The sequence below is a fragment of the Pseudomonas sp. HMSC066A08 genome, assembly GCF_001813025.1.
Taxonomy (GTDB): Bacteria; Pseudomonadota; Gammaproteobacteria; order Pseudomonadales; family Pseudomonadaceae; genus Pseudomonas; species Pseudomonas aeruginosa.
The window spans coordinates 176,555-192,832 of the sequence record NZ_KV811178.1; the positions used below are offsets into that span (position 1 = coordinate 176,555).

The 16,278-nt window shown below is 65.9% G+C and carries 14 protein-coding genes and 1 pseudogene; 10 read left to right on the plus strand and 5 right to left on the minus strand.

The annotated features are described in order from the left end of the window. Nucleotides 1-145: 145 nt before the first annotated feature. Nucleotides 146-1,096 carry a homoserine kinase gene (locus HMPREF2886_RS00795; RefSeq protein WP_003110565.1) on the minus strand — a complete coding sequence of 317 codons (951 nt, stop codon included), beginning with the start codon at nucleotides 1,094-1,096 and terminating at the stop codon, nucleotides 146-148. Between the two features lie 33 nt (nucleotides 1,097-1,129). Continuing rightward, complete coding sequence (locus HMPREF2886_RS00800; RefSeq protein ID WP_003096984.1) at nucleotides 1,130-1,420, minus strand: DUF2782 domain-containing protein; 291 nt, start codon at nucleotides 1,418-1,420, stop codon at nucleotides 1,130-1,132. A gap of 77 nt (nucleotides 1,421-1,497) precedes the next feature. Here HMPREF2886_RS00800 and polA point away from each other — a divergent pair, with 77 nt between their 5' ends. Then, nucleotides 1,498-4,239: a DNA polymerase I gene (gene polA, locus HMPREF2886_RS00805; protein WP_033968257.1), complete on the plus strand. Its 2,742-nt coding sequence runs from the start codon at nucleotides 1,498-1,500 to the stop codon at nucleotides 4,237-4,239. A 263-nt stretch (nucleotides 4,240-4,502) separates the two neighbouring features. Here polA and yihA read toward each other — a convergent pair whose 3' ends face one another. Further along, entirely contained in the window at nucleotides 4,503-5,150 is a 648-nt protein-coding gene (gene yihA, locus HMPREF2886_RS00810; RefSeq protein ID WP_003161102.1) for a ribosome biogenesis GTP-binding protein YihA/YsxC, read from the minus strand. Between the two features lie 183 nt (nucleotides 5,151-5,333). Between yihA and HMPREF2886_RS00815 the strand changes: the two genes are divergently transcribed. From HMPREF2886_RS00815 to ampDh2, 7 genes are all read left to right on the plus strand, one after another. Beyond that, complete coding sequence (locus tag HMPREF2886_RS00815; protein ID WP_003096979.1) at nucleotides 5,334-5,627, plus strand: c-type cytochrome; 294 nt, start codon at nucleotides 5,334-5,336, stop codon at nucleotides 5,625-5,627. A 45-nt stretch (nucleotides 5,628-5,672) separates the two neighbouring features. Continuing rightward, on the plus strand, nucleotides 5,673-6,278 hold the full coding sequence (locus HMPREF2886_RS00820; protein WP_003102831.1) for a c-type cytochrome: 606 nt from the start codon (nucleotides 5,673-5,675) through the stop codon (nucleotides 6,276-6,278). Nucleotides 6,279-6,445: 167 nt separating this feature from the next. Further along, nucleotides 6,446-7,081, plus strand: coding sequence for a thiol:disulfide interchange protein DsbA (dsbA, locus tag HMPREF2886_RS00825; RefSeq protein WP_003096976.1), 636 nt, complete (start codon nucleotides 6,446-6,448; stop codon nucleotides 7,079-7,081). A 15-nt stretch (nucleotides 7,082-7,096) separates the two neighbouring features. Continuing rightward, a complete protein-coding gene (locus HMPREF2886_RS00830; RefSeq protein WP_033968258.1) occupies nucleotides 7,097-7,975 on the plus strand; it encodes an endonuclease/exonuclease/phosphatase family protein in 879 nt (292 codons plus the stop codon). After that, nucleotides 7,972-9,984, plus strand: coding sequence for a diguanylate cyclase DgcP (gene dgcP / locus HMPREF2886_RS00835; protein WP_070746603.1), 2,013 nt, complete (start codon nucleotides 7,972-7,974; stop codon nucleotides 9,982-9,984). Before HMPREF2886_RS00830 ends, dgcP begins: the two co-directional genes overlap by 4 nt. A 117-nt stretch (nucleotides 9,985-10,101) precedes the next feature. Continuing rightward, a complete protein-coding gene (locus tag HMPREF2886_RS00840; protein WP_003102836.1) occupies nucleotides 10,102-10,695 on the plus strand; it encodes a MarC family protein in 594 nt (197 codons plus the stop codon). Between the two features lie 27 nt (nucleotides 10,696-10,722). Further along, on the plus strand, nucleotides 10,723-11,502 hold the full coding sequence (gene ampDh2 / locus HMPREF2886_RS00845; RefSeq protein WP_003096970.1) for an N-acetylmuramoyl-L-alanine amidase AmpDh2: 780 nt from the start codon (nucleotides 10,723-10,725) through the stop codon (nucleotides 11,500-11,502). Nucleotides 11,503-11,536: 34 nt separating this feature from the next. Here the strand turns inward: ampDh2 and HMPREF2886_RS00850 are convergent, their stop codons facing one another. Then, nucleotides 11,537-13,324 carry a KinB sensor domain-containing domain gene (locus HMPREF2886_RS00850; RefSeq protein WP_073648750.1) on the minus strand — a complete coding sequence of 596 codons (1,788 nt, stop codon included), beginning with the start codon at nucleotides 13,322-13,324 and terminating at the stop codon, nucleotides 11,537-11,539. Further along, a pseudogene (gene algB, locus HMPREF2886_RS00855) lies at nucleotides 13,321-14,670 on the minus strand (sigma-54-dependent response regulator transcription factor AlgB). The gene HMPREF2886_RS00850 and the pseudogene algB overlap by 4 nt, the downstream one beginning before the upstream one ends. A gap of 467 nt (nucleotides 14,671-15,137) precedes the next feature. Between algB and HMPREF2886_RS00860 the strand changes: the two are divergent. Further along, nucleotides 15,138-15,299 carry a DUF1328 domain-containing protein gene (locus tag HMPREF2886_RS00860; RefSeq protein ID WP_003096961.1) on the plus strand — a complete coding sequence of 54 codons (162 nt, stop codon included), beginning with the start codon at nucleotides 15,138-15,140 and terminating at the stop codon, nucleotides 15,297-15,299. Between the two features lie 21 nt (nucleotides 15,300-15,320). Then, nucleotides 15,321-15,788 carry an inhibitor of vertebrate lysozyme family protein gene (locus HMPREF2886_RS00865; RefSeq protein ID WP_033968262.1) on the plus strand — a complete coding sequence of 156 codons (468 nt, stop codon included), beginning with the start codon at nucleotides 15,321-15,323 and terminating at the stop codon, nucleotides 15,786-15,788. Nucleotides 15,789-16,278 lie beyond the last annotated feature (490 nt).

The following is a 16,278-nucleotide window of genomic DNA, read 5'->3' on the forward strand; positions in this document are numbered from 1 at the left end:
ACGACCGGCCAGGATGGCCGGGCCGGGGGTGGGCTGAACGACGAGGCCTCGACAGGATGTCAGCTCGGCCTCACCCAAGACGCCGAACCGCATGGGTTTTGAAGGGCGAACGGCCGCGGGACGGCCGTACTCCTGCGGTTCCTGCCTACAGCGCAAACGGCAAATGAATCTCCACGTTCTGCCGTTGCGCCAGGCGCATCTCGAACTCCGCCGGATCATGGATCAGCACGTCCTGTCCGGCGAACGCCTCGGCGGCGATCAGTCGCGATAGCCAGAAGCGCACACAGGCGACCCGCAGCATGCTCGGCCAGTGCTCGGCTTCCAGCGCGGTGAACGGCCGGCGGTTGGCGTAGGCGGCGAGCAGGGCGCGGGCACGGGCCGGATCCAGGCTGCCGTCGGCATTGGAGCACCAGTCGTTCAGGGTGATCGCCAGGTCGTAGAGCATCCAGCCGGAGCAGGCGTTGTAGAAGTCGATCAGACCGGCCAGGTGCGGGCCGTCGAACAGCACGTTGTCGCGGAACAGGTCGGCATGCAGGTTGGCGCGCGGCAGCGCTGGGCGCTCGGCATCCAGCGCGGCGATCTCCGCCAGGGCCGGGGCGAGCAGGGCGCGTGCCTGTTCCGGTAGTCGCGGGGCGAGGTTGGCACCTTGTTCCAGCATCCAGGGCAGGCCACGGTCGCTCGGGCGTTCGAGGATGCGCCCGCGGGTGGCGGCGTGAAGGTGCCCGAGCAGATCGCCCACTTCCTGGCAGTGGTGGGCGTTCGGCTGCCGCTCGTGGCGGCCGGCCAGGCGCGGTTGCAACAGCGCCGGCTTGCCTTCGAGACGGCGCAGGGCCTCGCCGTCGCGGGTGCGCAGGGCGTAGGGCACCGGCAGGCCGTCCTCGTGGAGCACGTCGAGCAGTTCGATGAAGAACGGCAGGTCCTGCACCGGGCCGCGCTCGACCAGGGTCAGGACGAACTCGCCGTGTTCCAGGCTGACGAAGAAGTTGCTGTTCTCGGAGCCTTCGGCGATGCCACGGAAATCCCGCAGGCGGCCCAGGTCGTAGGGGGCGAGGAAGGCTTCCAGGGTCGAGCGTTCGAGTGGGGTGAACACCGACATGTCAGCGTGGCCTCGCCAGGTTGGAAGTGCACATCACCAGCTGAAGATCTCCCATTGTGGAATCAGCTTGTCCGGCTGGTCGGAGCGAATGAAGTTGCCATCGCTGCCGTCGGCGCGGACCAGGAAATAGGGTTTGCCATGCTTGGGAACCACCTTGATGGCATAGAGGAAGCCATTCACGCGGTATTCCTGGATGGTCTTGTCGCCCTCCTGGCGGATGGTTACGTCGGGCTCGCCGGAGGGCGCGTCGTCGTCCGCCGCCATCGCGACGAGCGGGGCGAACGCCAGCAGTCCGGCGAGCATCAAGCGGTTCAGCGTACGCATGGTAACCTTGCTCCTTTATCGAATCGTCCAGGGTTCATTCTACACGCCCTGGTCTCCGGAAAAGGTTGATTCCCCTCATGAGCCAAGCGCCCCTCGTCCTGGTGGACGGTTCCTCGTACCTGTACCGCGCCTTCCATGCCCTGCCGCCGCTGACCACTTCGACCGGCAAGCCCACCGGTGCGGTGAAGGGCGTGTTGAACATGCTCCTGAGCCTGCGCAAGCAGTACCCGGACAGTCCGTTCGCGGTGGTCTTCGACGCCAAGGGCCCGACCTTCCGCGACGAGCTGTTCGCCGAGTACAAGGCCAACCGGCCGTCGATGCCCGACGACCTGCGGGTCCAGGTCGAGCCGCTGCATGCCAGCGTCCGCGCCCTCGGCCTGCCGCTGCTGTGCGTGGAGGGGGTCGAGGCCGACGACGTGATCGGCACCCTGGCGCGCAGCAGCGCCGCGGCCGACCGCCCGGTGGTGATTTCCACCGGCGACAAGGACATGGCGCAACTGGTCGACGGGCACATTACGCTGGTCAACACCATGACCGGTAGCCGCCTCGACGTGGATGGCGTGAAAGAGAAATTCGGCGTCGGTCCTGAGCTGATCATCGATTTCCTCGCCCTGATGGGCGACAAGGTCGACAACATCCCCGGCGTTCCGGGCGTCGGCGAGAAAACCGCGCTGGGCCTGCTGACCGGCGTCGGTGGCGGCCTGGAGGTGCTCTACGCCAGCCTGGACAAGGTGCCCGAGCTACCGATCCGCGGCGCCAAGGGCTTGCCGGCGAAGCTCGAGGAAAATCGCGAGCAGGCGTTCCTGTCCTATCAGTTGGCGACCATCAAGACCGACGTCGAGCTGGACGTGGAGATCGACAAGCTGTATCCCGGCGAGCCGCAGCGCGAAGCGCTGATCGCCCTGTACCGCGAGCTGGAGTTCAAGAACTGGCTGGACGACCTCCTGCGCGAGGCCAAGGAGGCCGGCGAGAGCGGCGAGGCGGAAACGCCTATCCAGGCCGAGGTCGACTACGACGTGGTGCTCGACCAGGCCGGGTTCGACGCCTGGCTGAAGAAGCTGGAGGAGGCCGAGCTGATCGCCTTCGATACCGAGACCACCAGCATCGACGCCCAGCAGGCGCAGGTGGTGGGGGTGTCCTTCGCAGTGAAGGAGGGCGAGGCCGCCTACGTGCCGCTGGCCCACAGCTACATGGGCGTTCCCGAGCAACTGGACCGTGACGCGGTGCTGCGTGCGCTGCAACCGCTGCTGGAGGATCCGAAGAAGCTCAAGGTCGGCCAGCATGCCAAGTACGACATCAATGTCCTGGCCAATGCCAGCACCCCCATCGCGCTGCGGGGCGTAGCCTACGACACCATGCTCGAGTCCTATGTGCTGGACTCCACCGCCACTCGCCACGACATGGACAGCCTGGCCCTGAAGTACCTCGGCCACAGCACCATCCGTTTCGAGGACATCGCCGGCAAGGGCGCCAAGCAACTGACCTTCGACCAGATCGCCATCGAACAGGCCGGGCCCTATGCGGCGGAGGACGCCGACGTGACCCTGCGCCTGCACCAGGCCCTGTGGCAGAAGCTGGAGGCGATCCCGTCCCTGGCCAGGGTCCTGACCGAGATCGAGATGCCGCTGGTACCGGTGCTGGCGCGGATCGAGCGCAACGGCGCGCTGGTCGACGCCAACCTGCTGGGCATCCAGAGCCGCGAACTGGGCGAGAAGATGGTCGCCCTGGAGCGCCAGGCATACGACCTGGCAGGGCAGGAATTCAACCTCGGCTCGCCCAAGCAGCTCGGCGCGATCCTCTACGACAAGCTCGGCCTGCCGGTGCTGAGCAAGACCGCGACCGGCCAGCCGTCCACCGCCGAGGCGGTGCTCGCCGAACTGGCCGAGCAGGACTTCGAGCTGCCCAAGGTGATCATGCAGTACCGCTCCATGAGCAAGCTCAAGAGCACTTACACCGACCGCCTGCCCGAGCAGATCAACCCGCGCACCGGACGCATCCACACCTCATACCACCAGGCGGTGGCGGCTACCGGGCGGCTGTCGTCGAGCGACCCGAACCTGCAGAACATCCCGATCCGTACCGCGGAGGGCCGGCGCATCCGCCAGGCGTTCGTCGCGCCGCAGGGCTACAAGCTATTGGCCGCGGACTACTCGCAGATCGAGCTGCGGATCATGGCCCACCTGGCCAAGGACGACGGCCTGCTGGATGCCTTCCGCCACGACCTGGACGTACACCGCGCCACCGCGGCGGAAGTCTTCGGCGTGCCGCTGGAAGACGTCAGCGGCGACCAGCGACGCAGCGCCAAGGCGATCAACTTCGGATTGATCTACGGCATGAGCGCCTTCGGCCTGGCCAAGCAGATCGGCGTCGAGCGCAAGGAGGCCCAGGCCTACATCGACCGTTACTTCGCCCGCTACCCCGGCGTCCTGGCGTACATGGAACGGACCCGCGCCCAGGCCGCGGAGCAGGGCTTCGTCGAAACCCTGTTCGGCCGTCGCCTGTACCTGCCGGAGATCCATTCGAAGAACGGCGCCATGCGCAAGGCCGCCGAGCGCACCGCGATCAACGCGCCGATGCAGGGCACCGCGGCGGACATCATGAAGCGCGCCATGGTCGCTGTGGATAACTGGCTACTGGAAAGCGGCCTCGATGCCCGGGTGATCCTCCAGGTGCACGACGAACTGGTGCTGGAAGTACGCGAGGATCTGGTCGAGCAGGTGCGCGAGGGAATCCGCCCGCTGATGAGCGGAGCGGCCATCCTGGACGTACCGCTGGTGGTCGAGGCGGGTGTCGGTTCGAACTGGGACGAAGCCCACTGATGAACGGTTGCGAGGCCCGTATGGCGGGCCTTGCGAGCAGGTCCGGAGTGCCCGGTGAGGGTGCCGTGGAAAAGTTTTTCGCGGCGCGCTGAACTTTCCCGTTTTGCCGATAGTCAGAACACACGAATGGCTTCTTGAGCCCTTCGATGCTCCTTTGCAGTGTTTAGTGTTGGCAGATTCCTGGACCCCGCCCTAGCGGTCCGGACTTGAACCCCGAACTTCCCCCTCCCCATACGAAGCTCGGGGTTTTTTTTGCCTGGAATTCAGGCTTCCTCGAACGCCTCTTGTTCCTCGTCCAGCAGGCCCAACCATTGCGCCAGGACCATTTGCGCCTCGTCGATGCCCTGGCGCTTGGGCGCGGAGAACAGTTGCAGGGTGGCGACGTCGCCCCAGCCTTGCTGGACTTCCCGGCGTACCTTGAGCAGGGCGTTCTTGGCCGCGCCGAAGGCCAGCTTGTCGGCCTTGGTCATCAGCACATGGATCGGCAACTGGCTGGCCTGGGCCCAATCCAGCATCAGTCGGTCGAAGTCGGTCAGCGGGTGGCGGATGTCCATCATCAGGAACACCCCGGCCAGGCTTGCGCGGCTGCTCAGGTAGGCTTCCAGGTGGCGCTGCCAGTGCTGCTTCAGGGGGATCGGCACCTTCGCGTAGCCGTAGCCGGGCAGGTCCACCAGGCGCCGCGAGTCGTCCAGGGCGAAGAAATTGAGCAGTTGGGTACGTCCCGGGGTTTTCGAGGTGCGCGCCAGGTTGGCGTGGGTGAGGGTGTTCAGCGCGCTCGACTTGCCGGCATTGGAGCGCCCGGCGAAAGCGACTTCCAGGCCCTCGTCGGGGGGGCACTGGTCGACCTGGGCGGCACTGATGAGAAAGCTGGCCTTCTGGCACAGGCCGACGATGGGGTTCTTCTCTGACATGGGTTATCCACAGGGGTGCGACTCGGTGTCGCGGGGGGCTGTTTCGTTTCCGTTTCGGTATCGGAAGTATATAATGCCGCGGATTTTGTGTGCGCTTTATCCCCCAGGGTCGAGCGCGCGCGGGAACGGACAGAGCATTTTCCGCGCGGTAGAACGCGGGCGTTCCCCCTGATGAGGACGATCATGAAGAAACTGCTGCTCGCAGCGACAGTCGTTGCGGTGGCCGTTACGGCGCAGGCGGCGCAGGACCCGGAAGCAGTGTTCAACCGGACCTGTGGCGCGTGTCACGACGGCCAGCTGCCGATGGCGCCGAAAAAGGGCGACCATGCCGCCTGGGAGCCGCGGCTGGCCAAGGGCATGCCGACCCTGGTCCAGCATGTGACCAACGGATTCAACGCCATGCCGCCCCGCGGCCTGTGCACCGACTGCAGTGCCGAAGACTACCAGGCAACCATCCAGTGGATGGTGAAGAAGTAGCCGAAGCCCACTATCTTTCACCCTTAGCCGTAATTGGATTAGCTGATGAACAAACTTCTCGTGAGTCTGCTGTTGACCCTGGGTCTGACCGGCCTTGCCCATGCCGCTGGCGATGCCGCCGCGGGCCAGGCGAAAGCCGCGGTATGCGGCGCCTGTCACGGTGCGGATGGCAACAGCCCGGCGCCGAACTTCCCGAAACTGGCCGGCCAGGGCGAGCGTTACCTGCTCAAGCAGATGCATGACATCAAGGACGGCAAGCGTACCGTGCTGGAAATGACCGGCCTGCTGACCAACCTCAGCGACCAGGACCTGGCCGACATCGCCGCCTACTTCGCCAGCCAGAAGATGAGTGTCGGCATGGCCGATCCGAACCTGGTGGCCCAGGGCGAAGCGCTGTTCCGCGGCGGCAAGATCGCCGAAGGCATGCCGGCCTGCACCGGTTGCCATTCCCCGAGCGGCGTCGGCATCGCAACCGCCGGTTTCCCGCACCTGGGCGGCCAGCACGCGACCTACGTGGCCAAGCAGCTGACCGACTTCCGCGAAGGCACCCGCACCAACGACGGCGACACCAAGATCATGCAGTCCATCGCCGCCAAGCTGTCGAACAAGGACATCGCCGCGATTTCCAGCTACATCCAGGGTCTGCACTGATCGCTGCGTAGCACGGCAAAAAAGATGTATGAAAAAGGGTGGCCTCGGCTGCCCTTTTTTGCGCCCGCCATCGCTACAATGCTGGAACCCGTGACCGCTCCCCCCGGTCGAACTGACCGGGCCGAACCCGGCCGGAGAGCGGCACTGACCTCGCCTAGGAGTGAACGATGCGTAACCTGATTCTCACCGCCATGCTGGCCATGGCCAGCCTGTTCGGCATGGCCGCCCAGGCCGACGACTATACCGCCGGCAAGGAATACGTCGAGCTGAGCAGCCCGGTGCCGGTGTCCCAGCCGGGCAAGATCGAAGTGGTGGAACTGTTCTGGTATGGCTGCCCGCATTGCTATGCGTTCGAGCCGACCATCGTGCCGTGGAGCGAGAAGCTGCCGGCAGATGTCCATTTCGTGCGCCTGCCTGCCCTGTTCGGCGGTATCTGGAACGTCCATGGGCAGATGTTCCTGACCCTGGAAAGCATGGGCGTCGAGCATGACGTACACAACGCCGTGTTCGAGGCGATCCACAAGGAGCACAAGAAGCTCGCCACTCCGGAAGAAATGGCCGATTTCCTCGCCGGCAAGGGCGTGGACAAGGAAAAATTCCTGAGCACCTATAATTCCTTTGCCATCAAGGGCCAGATGGAAAAGGCCAAGAAGCTGGCAATGGCCTACCAGGTCACCGGCGTACCGACCATGGTGGTCAATGGCAAATACCGCTTCGACATCGGCTCCGCCGGTGGTCCGGAGGAAACCCTCAAGCTGGCCGACTACCTGATCGAGAAAGAGCGCGCAGCGGCCAAGAAGTAGGCAAGGTGATTCGGCATGTTGCGCCGCTGGCAGCGTGAACCTCGGGTCGCAGGCAGCTGCGACCCGCGAGTGAACCCCTCCTGTGACGATTCGCGGGAGTTGCCCGACGACGGCCGCCTGCGCCTTCTCAGCTTCAACATCCAGGTCGGTATCAGCACCGAGCGCTACCGCCACTACCTGACCCGCGGTTGGCAGCACCTGCTGCCCCACGCGGGGCGGGCGACCAACCTGAAGCGGATCGGCGAACTGCTCGCCGACTACGATCTTGTCGCCCTCCAGGAAGCCGACGGCGGCAGCCTGCGTTCCGGCTACGTCAACCAGGTCGAGCACCTGGCCCAGTTGGGGGCGTTCCCCTACTGGTACCAGCAGCTCAACCGCAACCTGGGGCGTATCGCCCAGCACAGCAACGGCCTGCTCAGCCGCTGGCGGCCGACCCTGCTGGAAGATCATCCGTTGCCCGGTCCGCCGGGGCGCGGCGCGATCTTCGTGCGCTTTGGCGAAGGCGTCGACGCGCTGGTGGTAGTGATGATGCATCTCGCTCTCGGCGCTCGCACCCGCACCCGCCAGCTCGCCTATATCCGCGAGCTGATCGGCGACTACCGCCACCAGGTGCTGATGGGCGACATGAACACCCACGCCGTCGATCTTCTGGAAAACTCGCCCCTGCGCGACCTCGGCCTGATGGCGCCGCAGGTCGAGGCGACGTTTCCCAGCTGGCGGCCGCAGCGCAATCTCGACCACATCCTGCTCAGTTCCGATCTCGCTCTCGAGCGGGTCGACGTGCTCGACCAGCCGATCTCCGACCATCTGCCGGTATCGGTGGAGATTCGCCTGCCGGACAACCTGCGCGACAAGGCCTTGGTCCTGCGCGGGGATGCCGGGAGTCCGCCATGAGTCGCGACGACGTCCAGCGCTGGAAAGACAAGTACCTGGAGAACATCGAGCAGCAGGAGCGCCTGCAACGACGCTGGGATGCCCGCATCGACCTGCTGCGTCGCGGCCTGGTGCGTAGCAGTCTGGCGGCCGAAGGCAGCGACAAGGCGGTCGACCAGTGCATGAAGGAGCTACGCGAGATCCTCCGTCGCGACGACATGGACGCCGGCCTGTCGGGCCTGATTCCGCGCCTGGAAAAGGCCGTGCTCGACTCCGAACAGCGCCGCCAGCAACGCACCCAGCAGAACATCGATGCCCTCGGCGAACTGGCCCAGCAGTTGCTGGCCCTGGACCTGCCGCGGGAACTGCGCAAGCCGCTGAAGCAGTTCGCCCGCGATATCGAGGAGCGCGCCCGGCAGTCGCGCGAGATTCCGATCCTGCTCAGCGAGCTGAGCAGGCTGCAACGCCAGGCGCTGGCCGAGCGCAAGGGCGGCGACGCCGAAGACGGTCGCCCGAGCCTGTTGCAACGCCTGTTCGGCAGCAAGGCGTCGGAAACCGCCGCGGAGCCGAGCGCATCGGTGCCGTCCGTTGTGGCGAGCAATACACCCATCCAACCGGCGGCGGCCGCGCCGTCCCTGCCGGTCGCCGAGCACGACGAGGCGCCAGGCGGTCCGCCGCAGTCGTTGCCCGCCAGCAGGGTCGCCGCCATCGAAAGCGCGCCAGCGGGTTGGATCGGGGTCGCCGAGCGTGGCGAGCCGAACCAGATCCTGCTGGATGAGCCTCGGGTAATCTGGCTCGACAGCCTGCCGCTACCGGCCGGCCTGAGCTTTAGCGAGACGCTGGAAGAACCGGGCGTGGAGCCGTCGCCCGCAGTGCCGGCGGACGTTGAAAGCGCGCCCGAAGCTCCGGCCACCCCTGTGGATAACCTCGACGGGCAGGCGATAGACGAGGCCTACGAATTGCCGCCGCCGATACCGGAGCCCGGCTACAGCGCGGTGGCGCCGCACATCGAGGCCAGCCTGCTGCGGCTGCTCGATGGCCTGTCCCTGCCGAGCAGCCACCAGCCCCAGGCCGAGGCGCTGCGGGAGCGGATCGATGGCAGCCTGAACTGGTATGAGCTGGTGCCGGTACTCGACGACCTGGCGGTGCTGGTGCTGTCCCTGGCGGACAGTGGCCAGCGCGACTTCGAGGAATACCTGCGGCAACTCAACGAGCGCCTGGAAAGCTTCCTCGGCCACCTGGGCGACGCCCACTCCGGCTATACCGACGTGCTGGACAACGCGCGCGGCTTCGACCAATCGCTGCGTGAGCAGGTCAGCGGCCTGCAGGCCAGCGTGCAGCAGGCGACCGACCTGAACAGCCTCAAGCTGGCGGTGGACAGCCGGCTGAACGGCCTGCTCGCCTCCATGGACGAACACCAGCGCGAACAGGCCGAGCACGAACAGGAGGTGTCCGGCCGCCTGCAGGCGCTGATGGAGCGGGTCAACAGCATGGAGCAGGATGCCAAGGCGTTCCACAGCCACCTGGAGGACCAGCGACAGAAAGCCCTGACCGATCCGCTGACCGGCCTGCCCAACCGCGCGGCGCTCAGCGAGCGCCTGGAACAGGAAGTGGCGCGCCGGCACAGGGACGGCGGCGATCTGCTGCTGGCGGTGCTGGACATCGACCACTTCAAGCGGATCAACGACGACTTCGGCCACCTGGCCGGGGACAAGGTGCTGAAGATCATTGCCGGCGAATTGCGCAAACGGTTGCGGCAGGCCGATTTCATCGCCCGTTTCGGCGGCGAGGAGTTCGTCGTCCTGCTCCCGGCCACGTCCCTGGAAGCCGGCCGGCAACTGCTCGAACGGCTGCGCGCGGCGATCGCCGCCTGTCCGTTCCATTTCAAGGGCGAGCCCCTGAGCATCACCTGTTCCGCCGGCATCACCGCGTTCGAAGGCAACGAGGCCGGCGAAGCGGTTTTCGAGCGTGCCGACCAGGCGCTGTATCGAGCCAAGCGCGCCGGCCGGGACCGCCTGGAAGTGGCCTGAAGGGCGACCAGCGCACATTCCGACGACTCGGGACGGGCTCGCCTGCAGGTGTTGCCGCGGCTCGCTAGAATGGTCCCGCCCGGTAGAATGACCGGCTGTCCCGCTCTGGAAACTCCCATGGATATGTTCGGCGTCGCCGTCCTGATCTTTCTGGTCACCGACCCCTTCGGCAACATCGCCGTGTTCCTCGCCGCGCTGAAAGGCGTCGCACCCGGGCGCCGCCTGCGCGTGGCGTTTCGCGAGCTGGCCTTCGCCCTGGGCCTGCTGCTGCTCTTCCTCACCCTCGGCGAGCACATCCTCAGCGGCCTCGGCCTGTCCCGCGAGGCGACCGGGATCGCGGGTGGCATCATCCTGTTCGTGATCGCCATGCGCCTGATCTTCCCGTCGCCCCAAGGGCTGCTCGGCGAAGTGCCCGACGGCGAGCCGCTGCTGGTACCCCTGGCCACCCCGGCGGTGGCCGGGCCCTCGGCGCTGGCGATGCTGATCACCCTGCGCACCACCTTCGACGGTCCGCTGTGGGAGCTTTACCTGGCGGTGGTGCTGGCCTGGGCCGCTACTGCGCTGATCCTGCTGCAGGCGGCGTTCCTCCAGCGTTTCCTAGGCCCGCGCGGGCTGACCGCCATCGAGCGCCTGGCCGGCATGCTGCTGATCATGCTCAGCGTCGATATGCTGTTGGACAACCTGCGCAGCGTGTTGCACATCGCCGCCTGACCACGCTGCCTATTTTTCGGAGTCATCATGCGTTCGTTCGTTCTACTGGCTTTCACCCTGTCGCTGCTGGCCGGCTGCTCCAGCGGCCCGCGCCTGAACACCGACTACACCTCGGCGAACCAGGACAGCCGCGTCCAGTTCATCGTCCTCCACTACACCTCCACCGATCTGCCGCATTCGCTGGGCATCCTCACCCACGGCGGCGTCAGCGCGCACTACCTGATCGGCGACGACGAGCCGGCCACCGTCTACCGCCTGGTGGATGAGAACCGCCGCGCCTGGCACGCCGGGGTCAGTGAATGGCAGGGCCGGACCTGGCTGAACGCCACCTCGATCGGCATCGAGATCGTCAACCAGGGCTATCGCGATACACCCCAGGGGCGGGTCTGGTATCCGTTCAGCGAAGCGCAGATCCAGGCGCTGATCCCCCTGCTGAAGGACATCGCCAAGCGCCACGGCATCACCCCGGACCGGATCATCGGGCACAGCGATATCGCGCCGGGCCGCAAGGTCGATCCGGGTCCGCTGTTCCCCTGGAAGCGCCTCGCCGACGCCGGCCTGGTGCCCTGGCCGAAGCCCGGCGAATTGGCGCGCCGGCTCGCCGAACTGAACGGCCAGCTGCCGGATGTGCGCTGGTTCCAGCAGCAGTTGGCGCGGCACGGTTACCTGGTGCCGCAGACCGGCGAGCTGGAGAAGGACACCCGCGACGTCATCGGCGCTTTCCAGATGAAGTACCGTCCGGCCCGCTTCGATGGCGAGCCGGACCTGGAAACCGCCGCGCTGCTGCTGGCGGTGCCGACTTCCTGAGGCCTGTGGAAAAGCCTGCCGGGAGCGGCCCCGGTCACACCGGCAGCAGCATGTAGAAGCGCGCGCCCTGGCCTGGTTGCGAGCGCACCGCGATGCGCCCGCCATGCAGCTGGATGATTTCCTTGCACAGCGCCAGGCCGAGGCCGGCGCCGCCCTTCTTGCGTCCGACCTGGACGAAAGGCTCGAAGATCCGTCCTTGCTGGCTGAAGGGAATGCCTTCGCCATTGTCTTCCACCGCGATCAGCACCCGGTCGCCCTGGCGCCGGGCCTGCAGGTGGATCTGCCCGCTTTCGCTGCTATGGCGCAGGGCGTTTTCCAGCAGGTTGTCGATCACCCGCTCGATCTGCAGGCGGTCGAGCTGCAGGCGCGGCAGCTCATCGCCCAGCTCCAGTTGCAGCGAGACGCGGCGGGCCTCGCCCTTGGGAATGAAACGCTGCTGCGCCTGGGTGAGCAGGTCGACGAGGTCGCAGGACGCCAGTTCGAGCTTCTGCATGCCGGTCTGGTAGCGCGAGAAGTTCAACAGGTCGTTGATCAGCAGGACCAGCCGCGACATCTCTTCGTCCACCGTCTGGATCAGGTCCGCTTCCCGCGACTCCGCGGGGAAGTCCAGGCGTTCGCGGAGCAGGCTGAAGGCCATCTGCATGCCGGTCACCGGCGTGCGCAGTTCGTGGGAGGCGCGCAGGACGAATTCGCTGCGGACCCGTTCGAAGGCGCGTTGCTCGGTCACGTCGCGGACCACCAGCACCGCGCCGACGCTATGCCCGCCGGGATGGGTGACCGGATACAGCGACCAGGCCAGCAGGCGCGACTCGCCGGCGACGTCCACCACCAGGTCGGGCATCGCCTCGTCCTGGACTTCGCCGAGCAGGGCCTTTTCCACCGCCTCCTGGACATCGACATCGCTGAGTATTTCGTCGATCCGCTTGCCATGGGGGTCGTTGGAGACGAACAGCTGGCGGATCGCGACCGGGTTGGCGTGTTCGATGCGTCCCTGGTTGTCGAAGATCACCAGGCCATCGTCGATGCTGTCGAGTACCGCCTGCAGGCGCCGCTCGCCGGAAAGCACCTCTTCGACGCTGGTCTTGCGGTACTGCCGCAGGGCCTCGGCCATCAGGCCGAAGCGCCGGGTCAACTGGCCGACCTCGGCGACGTTGGTCATCGGCAGGGTCACGTCGAAATCGCCTTCGCCGATCCTGTCCGCCGCCCGCGCCAGGGTTTCGATCGGCGCGCCGAAGCGCCGGGCGATGCTATGGGCGGTGACGAAACCGATCAGCAGGATGGCGACGCCCACCAAGCCAAGCAGGCCGGCGACCAGGTAGGCACGATGGCGGGCACTGGTCTCGGCTTCGCTGATGCCGGCCAGCGCCAGTTGCTGCAGGTCTTGCAGGCGCAGGCGCAGGCCATTGAAGGCTTCGCTGAAGCCGTCGTTGTCGGCCCTGGGCGCCTCGAGCAGGGCCGGGGTGTGCGCCTGCAGTTGCAGGTAGGCGTCGCGGACGCCATCCAGGGCGGCCTGCTCGGCGCTGTCGACGGTATTCGTCCGGCCCTGTTCCAGGACTCGTCGGAAGTCGTCTTGCGAGCGCTCCAGGGCCTGCCCGTCGGGGGTTTCGCGGAGCAGTATGACCAACTGGTCGCCGAGCAGCTGGCGCAGTTGCTGGCTCACCTCGATGGTCGCGTAGTGGTGCGACATCCGTTGTTCCTGGGCGCGGCCGAGCTGCATCACGCTGAACAACCCGAGCAGCAGGCCGAACAGCGAGACGGTGATCAGCGCGGAAATGCTGAGGAACAACCGGGTCCGGAGCTTCATCGGCAGCGGCATGCTCATAGGCCGTACTGCTTGCGCTTCCGGTACAGGGTCGAGGCATCGATACCGAGGGTCTTGGCGGCCTGGTCGAGGGTGGCGCTGGAGGCCATCACCGCCGTGATATGGGCTTTCTCCAGGTCTTCCAGGCTCAGCGATTCGCCGATCCGCGGTGCGCTGCTGGCGGATTGCGTAGCGCTGAAACCGAGGTGGTCGACATCCACCAGTTCCTGGTTGCAGATGATGCTGGCGCGTTCGATCACGTTGCGTAGCTCGCGTACGTTGCCCGGCCAGGGGTATTGCCGCATGGCCTCGCGGGCGGCTTCGCTGAAGCCGCGGGCGGGGCGGCCGTAGTCCTTGACGAAGCGGGCGAGGAAACGTTCGGCCAGGCCGAGGATATCCTCGGCGCGTTCGCGCAGGGGAGGCAGGTTGAGCACGATCACGTTGAGACGGTAGAGCAGGTCCTCGCGGAACTGGCCCTGTGCGACCATCGCGCCCAGGTCGCGGTTGGTCGCGGCAAGGATGCGCACGTCGGCGCGGCGGGTCACCGGATCGCCGACGCGTTCGTATTCCTTGTCCTAGATGAAGCGCAGCAGCTTGGGTTGCAAGGTCAGCGGGAAGTCGCCGATCTCGTCGAGGAACAGGGTGCCGCCGTCAGCCTGGCTGACCCTGCCCAGGGTACTTTCGGTGGCTCCGGTGAAGGCGCCGCGACTGTGCCCGAACAGTTCGCTTTCCATCAGTTCGGCGGTCAGCGACGGGCAGTTGATGGTGACCTGGGGCTTCTTCGCGCGTTTGCTCCAGGTGTGGATGGCGCGTGCCAGTTCGCCCTTGCCGGAGCCGGACTCGCCGAGGATGAGGATGTTGGCGTCGGTCGCCGCTACCTGGCGCGCGGTCTCCAGTACCGCGGCCATGGCAGGGCTGTGCGATTCCAGGCCGTCGCCCTGGCGGCGCACTTCGTCCTCCAGGGCCTCCAGGCGCGCGGTCAGTTGGCGCACCTCCAGTTGCTTGGCGGCGGCCAGGCGCAGTTGGTCCGGGCTGCAGGGCTTGACCAGGTAATCCACCGCGCCGGCCTGCATGGCGTCGACCGCGGTATCCACCGCCGAATGCGCGGTGACGATCACCACGCGCATCCATGGCGCCTGGACGCGCATCTGGGCGAGAACGTCGAGCCCGTTGTCTTCGCCCAGGCGCAGGTCGAGGAAGCACAGGTCGAATACCTGGCGCTGCAACAGGGCCTCCGCCTGCGGCGCGCTGCTGGCGGTGGCCACGCTGTAGCCTTCGTCTTCGAGGCAATAACGGAAAGTGCGCAGGATCGCCGACTCGTCATCGACCAGCAGGATGCGCCCCTGTTTTTCGGAAGTGGTTTCCATCGTTGCTTTTTATCCTCTAGGGAATTCACTGCCATTCGGCTTCTGGGTTAGTCCCCGGAAAGCCCATGCAAGTTGCAGAGCGCCCCGCCGCCCATCCGGGCAGGCGTGCAACCTGCCGATGTTGCTGTTCTTGGGTTTTCGGGAAGCCGTGGCGGCTCCACGGATGGCTCCGGGTAGCAGGTGCCGGGTCGCTTCCCTGTTGCATGTGACAGCGTACCGCGCCGATCGTGCAAAACGCCCGGAATAATTTGTCGCGTCGTGCAGGATGAACTGCGCCGGCTACCTGGGTTGGTTTATAACTTATTGAATTAAAAGTATTTTTATTTTTCAGAAAGGCTGGCATGGGGCGTGCAATGAGGTAGTCACGGTCTCCCTGAAGAAAAATGGACACAGGCCGCTTCGCTACCCCGATGGGCCTGGCCCCGAGGCGGTACCGACAGTTCCGAAGGCACACAGGAGAAAACATCATGCTTAGTTGGGCTATCACCTTTCTGATCATCGCCATCATCGCTGCCGTCCTCGGGTTTGGTGGCATCGCAGGTGCCGCCACCGGAATCGCGAAGATCCTCTTCGTGCTGTTCCTGGTGCTCTTCGTGGTCTCGTTCTTCTTCGGACGCCGTCGCGGCTAGCCGGATGCCAAGGAGAAAGCGATGCGACTCATGCGTAACCTGATGAACGCACTGCTGCTCGGTGTCGCCGCCAGTTCGCTGGCGGTGGCGGCCGACAGGGACGGCGAATACCGCTTGAACGAATTGCAGAGCACCGATGCCGGATACCGCAAGGCCTGGCAGAACCTGGTGGAAGACGAGAGCCGCTTGCCCGACTGGGTGATGAATCTCTCGGGAACCGCTACGCCGATGCATGCCGTCGACGATCAGGGCGACAAGTATCTGGTCGGTGGTCTCTGTGAAAAGTCCGATTGCAAGGGTCAGCGCCTGCTGGTCGCCTTCGATTGGGACAAGAGTCATGCCTACGGGCTCTACGTGCAGGTGCCCGAAGGGCTGCCGCAGGACAAGTCGCCGAGCAAGCACGCCAGCTTCCGCTGGCTGGGCAAGCCGGAGCCGGCGGTACAGAAGATCCTCGACGAACAACTCAAGGCCGATCCGAACTGGTACTGAGGCGGAACGGGCTTGCGTGACACCGCCCCGCCCGAAGCGGGGCATGGCCAGGGGACCGGGATGCGCTGGGTGAGGTCGACCCGGCGGGTTCCAGGGGTACAGGGAGTACCTCCTTCGGGGTCGGGCCAGGCGAAAACGCGCCGGAGGGGAGCCACCGATGTCTCGCTGCCTTCCGGCGCGCTTCTATATATAGAAGGAGTACGATGCTCCGCCGTCCGGCGGAGCATCTGCTTCCGCATCGATCCTCCGCGAACTTCCCTGATATCGATCAATGCCTGTGGATGGCGGAGTCGTTTTACAATCGACCACCCGCGCGTTCCGAGGCGCCCTCCCAGAAGGGCTTTACCGCGCGGTTATCCACAGAATGCCGCTTATCCACAGCCGGCGATGGCGTGCCGGACGGCGTTGCGTGTCCTGCGACCATCCATCGCAGCGATGATGAGCGACTTTCAACTTCCCAGGATGGGCACGAGGCTCCCGGGCCTTGCAC